The sequence below is a fragment of the Shigella sp. SIG3 genome, from assembly GCF_053555855.1.
Genome location: NZ_JBQZXE010000131.1, coordinates 1 through 9,287 on the forward strand (window position 1 = coordinate 1; position 9,287 = coordinate 9,287).

At 42.9% G+C, this 9,287-nt stretch carries 8 protein-coding genes and 2 pseudogenes; 7 read left to right on the forward strand and 3 right to left on the reverse strand.

Translation table 11 applies throughout. From position 1 onward, the window contains the following. The first annotated feature begins 28 nt into the window (after positions 1-28). Positions 29-880: a glyoxalase III HchA gene (gene hchA / locus ACUU1I_RS17585; protein WP_000218218.1), complete on the forward strand. Its 852-nt coding sequence runs from the start codon at positions 29-31 to the stop codon at positions 878-880. A 107-nt stretch (positions 881-987) separates the two neighbouring features. On the opposite strand, the gene hprS is transcribed toward hchA, so the two are convergent. Together hprS and hprR are read right to left on the reverse strand one after the other, a co-directional pair. Continuing rightward, positions 988-2,346: a two-component system sensor histidine kinase HprS gene (gene hprS / locus ACUU1I_RS17590; protein ID WP_000826713.1), complete on the reverse strand. Its 1,359-nt coding sequence runs from the start codon at positions 2,344-2,346 to the stop codon at positions 988-990. Further along, the gene (gene hprR / locus ACUU1I_RS17595; RefSeq protein ID WP_001347103.1) at positions 2,346-3,017 is read right to left on the reverse strand and encodes a response regulator transcription factor HprR; all 672 of its coding nucleotides are present in this window, start codon (positions 3,015-3,017) and stop codon (positions 2,346-2,348) included. Before hprR ends, hprS begins: the two co-directional genes overlap by 1 nt. Before the next feature lie 132 nt (positions 3,018-3,149). Here hprR and hiuH point away from each other — a divergent pair, with 132 nt between their 5' ends. The 4 genes and pseudogenes from hiuH to zinT all read left to right on the forward strand — a co-directional run bounded on the left by hiuH (position 3,150) and on the right by zinT (position 6,219). Beyond that, positions 3,150-3,563, forward strand: coding sequence for a hydroxyisourate hydrolase (gene hiuH / locus ACUU1I_RS17600; protein WP_000920127.1), 414 nt, complete (start codon positions 3,150-3,152; stop codon positions 3,561-3,563). A gap of 108 nt (positions 3,564-3,671) precedes the next feature. Beyond that, positions 3,672-4,676 (forward strand): annotated as a pseudogene (msrP, locus tag ACUU1I_RS17605) (protein-methionine-sulfoxide reductase catalytic subunit MsrP). Further along, positions 4,677-5,311: pseudogene (msrQ, locus tag ACUU1I_RS17610) on the forward strand (protein-methionine-sulfoxide reductase heme-binding subunit MsrQ). Between the two features lie 257 nt (positions 5,312-5,568). Beyond that, positions 5,569-6,219 carry a metal-binding protein ZinT gene (gene zinT, locus ACUU1I_RS17615; RefSeq protein ID WP_001007782.1) on the forward strand — a complete coding sequence of 217 codons (651 nt, stop codon included), beginning with the start codon at positions 5,569-5,571 and terminating at the stop codon, positions 6,217-6,219. A 1,077-nt stretch (positions 6,220-7,296) separates the two neighbouring features. On the opposite strand, the gene ACUU1I_RS17620 is transcribed toward zinT, so the two are convergent. Beyond that, positions 7,297-7,566, reverse strand: coding sequence for a tail fiber assembly protein (locus ACUU1I_RS17620; protein WP_000937511.1), 270 nt, complete (start codon positions 7,564-7,566; stop codon positions 7,297-7,299). Positions 7,567-7,622: 56 nt separating this feature from the next. Here ACUU1I_RS17620 and ACUU1I_RS17625 point away from each other — a divergent pair, with 56 nt between their 5' ends. Together ACUU1I_RS17625 and ACUU1I_RS17630 are read left to right on the forward strand one after the other, a co-directional pair. Then, positions 7,623-8,291, forward strand: a complete 669-nt coding sequence (locus ACUU1I_RS17625) for a class I SAM-dependent methyltransferase (RefSeq protein ID WP_000239881.1) — start codon at positions 7,623-7,625, stop codon at positions 8,289-8,291. Positions 8,292-8,606: 315 nt separating this feature from the next. Further along, positions 8,607-9,287 (forward strand): leucine-rich repeat domain-containing protein (locus ACUU1I_RS17630; RefSeq protein ID WP_449144867.1); only part of this gene is annotated, 681 nt, incomplete at its 3' end.

The window sequence follows — 9,287 nt, forward strand, 5'->3', positions numbered from 1 at the left end:
CTAACTAAGCAACAATAAGGAATACACTATGACTGTTCAAACAAGTAAAAACCCGCAGGTCGATATTGCTGAAGATAATGCGTTCTTCCCTTCAGAATATTCGCTTAGCCAATATACGAGTCCCGTCTCTGATCTTGATGGCGTGGACTATCCAAAACCGTATCGCGGTAAACATAAAATTCTGGTGATCGCCGCGGACGAACGTTATTTGCCGACCGATAACGGAAAACTGTTCTCGACCGGTAACCATCCGATTGAAACGTTGCTGCCGTTGTATCATCTCCATGCTGCAGGTTTCGAATTCGAAGTGGCGACCATTTCCGGTCTGATGACCAAGTTTGAATACTGGGCTATGCCGCACAAAGATGAAAAAGTAATGCCATTCTTTGAACAGCATAAATCGTTATTCCGTAATCCGAAGAAACTCGCGGATGTTGTCGCCAGCCTCAACGCTGATAGCGAATATGCAGCAATCTTTGTTCCTGGTGGGCATGGCGCACTTATTGGTTTACCAGAAAGCCAGGACGTGGCTGCCGCTTTACAGTGGGCAATCAAAAATGACCGTTTTGTTATCTCCCTTTGCCACGGTCCGGCGGCTTTTCTGGCACTTCGCCACAGCGATAACCCACTGAATGGTTATTCTATTTGCGCATTCCCAGACGCCGCAGACAAACAAACGCCAGATATTGGCTATATGCCGGGTCATCTCACCTGGTACTTCGGCGAAGAGTTGAAGAAAATGGGCATGAACATCATTAATGACGACATCACCGGGCGAGTACATAAGGACCGTAAACGTCTCACCGGCGACAGTCCTTTTGCAGCGAATGCGTTGGGTAAACTGGCGGCGCAGGAAATGCTGGCAGCTTACGCGAGTTAATCCCTGTTACATTGTGATGTAAGCGCATAATCAATCGCAGCCACGTTAATACTCACGACGTGGCTGCGTTTTTTCACGGTTAACTTATGGCGTACTGAAGCCCGATGTTAATTTCTTTGCGGTAACGTAATTCGGAACACGTTATGCTTACTGAGATAGTGATACGTAGCACTTCCTCCATGTAATTCGGCAATCGCTTTGACTAAAGAAAGGCCAAGTCCCTGACCTACGGAATGACGCGAATTATCTCCCCGCCAAAATCTACGGAAGAGTTTTTCAGGCTCATTAATTTTCGTTCCAGGACTGGCGATATCAATATTAAGAGAGCCGTTGGCATCAAGAAAACTGGTTATATGAATACGCGATTTTTCTGGTGAATATCGAATGGCGTTAACAATAAGATTCGATAACATTCGTTGCAGTAAAATTTTATCCGCAAAGATTTGTTGATTGCACTTGACCTTAAAGCAAATCTCTTTCTCGTCTGAAAGAGATTCAAGATAGTCCAAAAGATTTTCAACTTCCTTATTGAGAGAAAGCGAATCCAGTTTCACCAAAACATTGTTTTTGTCTGCCCTGGCAAGAAACAGTATATTCTCTGTTAACCGCGAAATATTTTCCAGCTCTTCAATGTTTCCGGCAATTGTTTTTTGATATTCAGCGATACTTCTGATTTGACTGAGCGTAACCTGATTCTGACCCAGTAATGCATTAATTGGCGTTCTAAGTTCATGAGCGAGATCGTCAGCAAATTGACTAAGGCGCTCAAAATCTTTGACTAAAGCATGATGCATTTTATTCAACGCCTGCCCAAGAGGTTTTAGTTCTCTCGGTAATGCGTTAACCTCAACCGGCACTCGGCTATCGTTATAATTCAGCGCTTCCGTTACGCCACTCAACTTTTTGATCTCTCGCAACCCCGTCCTGATTAACAACGGACTTAATACTGAGCACAGTATAATGGCGACAATGCAAATTATAATGCTATTAATTTTATACTGTTCAAGCATATTATGTCTGGCTGAAGCCAATTTAGCCACAGTAACCGTTAATGATGGCGAAACTTCATCAATGTTAATTCGTAAAGCATCTATCTCTGTATCATTAATAATGCTTCTGTAAATGCCTGCTGCGCTGATTGTCTCACTAGCAGGTATGTTATTTAACATGTCATCACTGACATTTGTCCGGTTAACAATTTTATTGATGCCATCACTATGAATGATCAAAATATCCTGACTAACATCCATCATCCGGTTAAAGTACACAGGTAACGTATCTGGATTTACCCCATCAATTAACAACTGCTTGATCTGCGCTGTCCGGTTAATGAGTGTTGTATCATCGCGCCATTTCAACTCACTTGCCAGGCCATTATAGAGAGTCCATACAATTCCAGCGCCAGCAACAGACTGCAGAAATATAAAAAGCAAGGTTAAACGGACGGTTATAGATAATCTTTTCATTATTTTTTTACCGCTACGAATGAATAGCCCATCCCCCGGATTGTGGCGATTAGCTTTTCAGGAAAAGGATCATCAACTTTTGCGCGGAGCCTGCGAATGGCGACATCCACCGTATTGGTATCACTATCAAAGTTGATTCCCCAAATTTCACTCGCAATAACCGTTCTGGGTATAATCTCGCCAGCTCTGGAGGCCAGTAGCCAAAGTAACTGAAACTCCTTGCGCGTCAGTGTAATACTGATATTGTCCCTGCTGACACTTTGACTGACAGAGTCCATTTTTAAGCCACTGATTTCTAATGTTGAATTCAGAGCGTGATGTTGCCTTAATTGTGCCCGAACCCTTGCTAACAACTCAGAAAATGAAAAAGGTTTTACCAGATAATCATTTGCCCCACTGTCCAACCCTCTGACTCTGTCATCGACAGAATCCCTTGCAGTAAGGCAAATAACAGGGGTTTGCTTTGCCGTTCTTAACGTTTGTAAGATCTGCCAGCCATCCATACCCGGAAGCATAATATCCAGAATGATCAATGCATAATCATCCTTCAGCGCAAGATAAAGCCCATCTCTGCCATCAGAAACGGCATCAATGACATAACCCGCTTCGGAAAGCCCCTGCGTTACCCATTCCTGGGTCCTTTGATTATCTTCAATAAGTAGAATCTTCATGAAAATAATATGCCATAAATCATATGTTATAGAAACAACCTGGTTCATTACAAAATTGTAATGCTGCTGTAAGGTTACCCTGGACGTTTTTTCGCTATCCTCAAAACTCATTCACATGACAAGGATATAAACATGTTAAAGCGTTATTTAGTACTCTCGGTAGCAACGGCAGCATTTTCATTACCTTCTTTGGTTTATGCCGCACAACAAAACATTCTTAGCGTGCACATTTTGAACCAGCAAACAGGAAAACCCGCTGCCGACGTGACAGTCACTCTTGAAAAGAAAGCGGATAACGGCTGGTTACAACTTAATACCGCCAAAACAGATAAGGATGGACGAATTAAGGCACTGTGGCCCGAGCAAACTGCGACTACTGGCGATTACCGTGTCGTATTTAAAACCGGGGACTATTTCAAGAAACAAAATCTTGAAAGTTTCTTCCCTGAGATTCCCGTTGAATTTCATATTAATAAAGTGAACGAGCATTATCATGTGCCTTTGTTACTCAGCCAATATGGGTATTCAACCTATCGTGGCAGTTAATGCGTAAATATGTAAAAGCTGATCTCTGCTACTGTTAGGGAGGTGACTCCCTGACAGATTAACAGTAAACAGCTCTTGTTGGTTAACGACAAAAAAGTGTGATGGCTTATGAAAAAGAATCAATTTTTAAAAGAATCAGATGTTACGGCCGAGTCGGTATTCTTTATGAAGCGTCGGCAGGTGTTAAAAGCACTGGGCATCAGCGCAGCTGCATTTTCTTTGCCTCACGCTGCGCATGCCGATCTGCTTAGCTGGTTTAAAGGGAACGATCGTCCGCCCGCCCCCGCCGGAAAACCGCTGGAGTTCAGCAAGCCTGCCGCCTAGCAAAATAACCTGCCACTGACGCCAGCAGATAAAGTCTCCGGTTATAACAACTTCTATGAATTCGGGCTGGATAAAGACGATCCCGCGGCTAATGCTGGTAGCCTGAAAACCGATCCATGGACACTGAAAATCAGCGGCGAAGTGGCAAAACCATTGACCCTCGATCATGATGATTTAACCCGTCGCTTCCCGCTGGAAGAGCGTATTTATCGTATGCGCTGCGTGGAAGCGTGGTCGATGGTGGTGCCGTGGATTGGTTTTCCGCTACACAAATTGCTGGCGCTTGCCGAACCCACCAGCAATGCGAAGTATGTCGCTTTCGAAACGATTTATGCGCCGGAACAGATGCCTGGCCAGCAGGACCGCTTTATCGGCGGCGGGCTGAAATATCCTTATGTCGAAGGATTGCGTCTCGACGAAGCAATGCATCCGCTCACACTGATGACCGTAGGTGTTTATGGCAAGGCGTTACCACCGCAAAATGGCGCGCCGGTGCGACTGATTGTGCCGTGGAAATATGGCTTTAAAGGGATTAAATCGATCGTCAGTATTAAGCTGACCCGCGAGCGTCCGCCAACCACCTGGAATCTGGCAGCGCCTGACGAATACGGTTTTTACGCCAACGTTAATCCGCATGTTGATCACCCGCGCTGGTCACAGGCTACCGAACGATTTATTGGTTCAGGCGGCATTCTCGATGTTCAGCGCCAGCCAACACTACTGTTTAATGGTTACGCCGACCAGGTGGCATCGCTGTATCGTGGCCTGGATTTGCGGGAGAATTTCTAAATGCGTCTGACAGCAAAACAGGTGATATGGCTGAAAGTTTGCCTGCATCTTGCCGGATTGTTGCCGTTTCTCTGGCTGGTCTGGGCGATCAATCACGGTGGACTGGGTGCCGATCCGGTGAAAGATATTCAGCATTTTACCGGTCGCACTGCACTGAAATTTTTGCTTGCGGCCTTGTTAATCACACCTCTGGCACGCTACGCAAAACAGCCGTTATTGATACGCACTCGCCGCCTGTTAGGCTTATTGTGCTTTGCCTGGGCGACACTGCATTTAACCAGTTACGCATTGCTGGAGTTGGGCGTGAATAATCTGGCGTTATTAGGTAAGGAGTTAATTACCCGGCCTTATTTAACGTTAGGAATTATCAGCTGGGTTATTTTGCTTGCTTTAGCGTTCACTTCAACCCAGTCGATGCAGCGAAAACTCGGCAAACACTGGCAACAGTTGCATAACTTCGTCTATCTTGTCGCGATCCTGGCCCCAATACATTATCTGTGGTCAGTGAAGATTATTTCACCGCAGCCACTCATCTACGCTGGGCTGGCTGTACTGCTTTAGCCTTACGGTATAAGAAGTTGCTTTCCCTTTTCAACCGGTTACGCAAGCAGGCCCACAACAAATTATCTCTATAACTTCATATTGCCGACAAACTTCGCGTTATCCCGGCCGGATGCGGCGCGAGCGCCCTATCCGGCCCACACAGATCGCATCAAGTTATGTTTCGTTTGTCATCAACCTTTCATCACCAGAATAATTTATTTTATTTCAATAAGATAGTTCAATACACCTGAGAATACCATGCTCTCATTTCCTAATGAGTTGTTGCATTTTTTCATATGTTACAATATAACATTACACATAATGTACATTAACTCTGGAGGAAATTGTTTTGGCGATTCGTCTTCATAAACTGGCTGTTGCTTTAGGTGTCTTTATTGTTAGCGCTCCTGCCTTTTCGCATGGTCATCATTCTCATGGCAAACCCTTAACAGAGGTCGAACAAAAAGCTGCTAATGGTGTTTTTGATGATACCAATGTACAAAACCGAACGCTCAGTGACTGGGATGGAGTCTGGCAATCCGTTTACCCTTTACTGCAAAGTGGCAAACTTGATCCCGTCTTTCAGAAGAAAGCGGATGCAGATAAAACCAAAACATTTGCTGAAATTAAAGATTATTATCGCAAAGGTTATCCGACAGATATCGAAATGATTAGCATTGAGGACGGCATTGTCGAATTCCATAGAAATAATGAAACAACATCCTGTAAATATGATTACGATGGATACAAAATACTCACCTATAAATCAGGCAAGAAAGGCGTTCGTTACTTATTCGAATGTAAAGATCCTGAAAGCAAAGCCCCTAAATATATACAATTTAGCGATCATATAATTGCACCACGAAAATCATCTCATTTTCACATTTTTATGGGTAATGATTCCCAGCAATCTTTATTGAATGAAATGGAAAACTGGCCAACGTATTATCCCTATCAGTTGAGTAGCGAAGAAGTGGTCGAGGAGATGATGTCTCATTGATTTTTTTGCGCTGACTTCAGTTATTTAACAGAACAGTGCCTGGTAGTAACAACAATAATTTACCAAGACAAATAAGTAAGACAAACTCAGACACGCTCATACTTGAGTCGTGTCTTTTTTATTATGTCTGTAGAAAAAAACTGAGAAAAAGGCGAACAATAAATACACAACTCAGCCATACAGACTGGCAGCGCAAATGTTTCCAGGAGCAAGTCATCTGTCATGGTAAAGCTAACCAGAAATATAGGTTAATTTTGTTGTTTAAACCTTTTTTACTTGTTAGTATAATACAAAGGCTTTCAAAAAAGCTGGGAAATTCAACAACTCTTGGAAGTTATGGACTTTGTCCCGCGGCTTTAATCTGACGGCCGCGTTCCTTTTTTGGCTCAATTATTGACCCCTTCTCTACGCAACTTCAGTTCCCGCCAGCAACTTTGCGGCAGTTTCATAGGATCAATGTCTAAAAGAATAATGGTGACCGATAAGAAAACGACTGAATAACTGTAGATTTTCGCTCGAAACCTTCCTGTCAGCTCCATAGCGAATCAAGCGCTGAATGTCACAGTATCGAACAGAAAACAGTGACGATCTAACCCTTCAAGAATATTCTACGATTGTTCTGTTTAGGAAAAGCAAGGCGGGAAGTCGGGAGATAAGTCATTGATAAAGTGGCGGAGAGAGGGGGATTTGACCCCCCGGTAGAGTTGCCCCTACTCCGGTTTTCGAGACCGATGATACAGAGTCGAAAAATCAAAGAGTTAAAAATTTTTCTTGGAAAAAATGTCTTAAAATCGTACACGAAAAATCAATGAATTACATAACATTAAAGAAGAATATTCCAAGCCTTCTTGAGTCCACCACCTGTTTTCAGGTGTCATTCAGACGTGATTTGCCCCAGATTGGGAAAGCACGCTTTTTTCTCAGCTTATTCCGTTTTGCCTGTGTGTTGAATAATTCCACTGCAGTTATATAAAATCGGTAACGGCTGGAAATCATTCAATACTCGCACTATCGAAAGTTTACCAGCCAACCGCAGCACGTCCTGCATACGTCGTGTCTGCGGTTTTTCTTTTTCGCTTACATTGTGTCTGGTTCTTCCGGCCACTCAATATCAGGTGCAGTTGATGTATCAACACGGTTCAGCAACACCCGATACTTCTTCCAGGCTTCCAGCAACGAGTTTTCTTCCTCCGTTGCGATCTCCAGATCTACAGCATCCTGAAGTGGCGCAATATGCTCACTGAATCCCTGGATGTAGAACTGTGTGGTGACGGTCTTCCAGCCATTCGGCTCCTGCTGTATCGAAGCATACCAGGCTATTTCAATATCGCTATGCTGCGGCAGCATTTAACCCCTTGTAATTCATCGCCATAATTGATTTAATTCACAAATAAAACTATAATATGGTGAAATTAATGAAAAAAAACACAGATGATGGGGCTAAAATTTACACACCACTTACCCTAAAGCTTTATGACTGGTGGGTTTTGGGAGTATCAAATCGGCTTGCATGGGGATGTCCTACAAAGGAACACCTTCTTCCACACTTTCTGGAACATTTAGGTAACAACCATCTGGATATTGGTGTTGGAACTGGGTTTTACCTTACTCACGTACCTGAGAGTAGTCTGATATCTTTAATGGATTTGAACGAAGCTAGCCTGAACGCGGCATCTACAAGGGCTGGGGAATCAAAAATTAAACATAAAATTAGCCATGATGTTTTTGAACCTTATCCTGCGGCGTTACATGGTCAATTTGATTCCATTTCCATGTTTTACCTTCTTCACTGCCTGCCTGGAAATATATCTACAAAAAGCTGTGTAATACGCAATGCGGCGCAGGCCTTAACTGATGATGGAACTCTATACGGAGCCACAATTCTTGGCGATGGAGTTGTGCACAATAGCTTCGGTCAAAAACTGATGCGCATTTACAATCAGAAAGGCATCTTTTCAAACACAAAAGATTCCGAAGAAGGCTTAACACATATACTCTCAGAGCATTTCGAGAATGTTAAAACCAAGGTTCAAGGTACTGTAGTAATGTTTTCCGCTTCAGGGAAAAAATAGCATCCAACCGCAGCACGTTCTTGCTTAAGACGTGCTACGGTTTCCTTTACGATTTGGGGTTGCGACTTTACCTCTATTGATAATGCATTCCGGCAGAACGTTCAAATATGAACGTACGATATTTAACTAACCGAAAAACAAAATATAGCACAGGCGAGACATTTACCATCTAAGAAAATAGTATCGTTTTTTTACAGTTAAATCAACATCACTTCCTTAAAATGAAAACAATAAATTTCAATCCTGAAACATTTTATTTCAGCTTATTATTCCCCAGTATCACATTTTATCAGGATATCCTTCTGCGAGGTTATTATGCTTCCTGTAAATAATCCCCCCCTATCCACTGGAAACGTCTCTTTTTACAGAACTACATCAATCGACAATGTTCACAATAATTATCTCTCCGAATGGGTTGAATGGACTAAAAACAGCATTTCCGGAGAAAACAGGGAAACTGCTTTTACCCGGCTCCAATTATGTCTGGAGAACAGTGAAACATCGTTGGACTTATCTTGTTTAGGTCTCAGATCTCTACCACGATTGCCTGACAATCTTGATGAAATTAATGTAAGCAATAACCAACTATCAATGCTCCCCGAGCTACCAAGGGCATTGAAAGAGCTGAATGCAAGCAGTAATCAATTATCTGCACTTCCTGAATTACCAGTGTCGCTGGAATATATAAATGTGAGTGATAACCATTTGTTCGCACTTCCTGAATTACCTGCGTCACTAGAATATATTAATGTAAGTGACAATCACCTGTCTGTACTTCCGAGGTTACCAATGTCATTGGAATTACTTGATGCAGCCAGAAATGCTTTGGAAGTAATACCAGAGTTTCCAGAAAGAGATGATCATATTATAAGAATATTCTGGCTTAATCAGAACCGGATCACGGCAATTCCGGAAAGCATACTTGGCCTCAGTTCTGATAGCGTTGTCAATCTTAGAGAAAATCAACTATCTCCCAGAATAATGCAAACTTTGTTA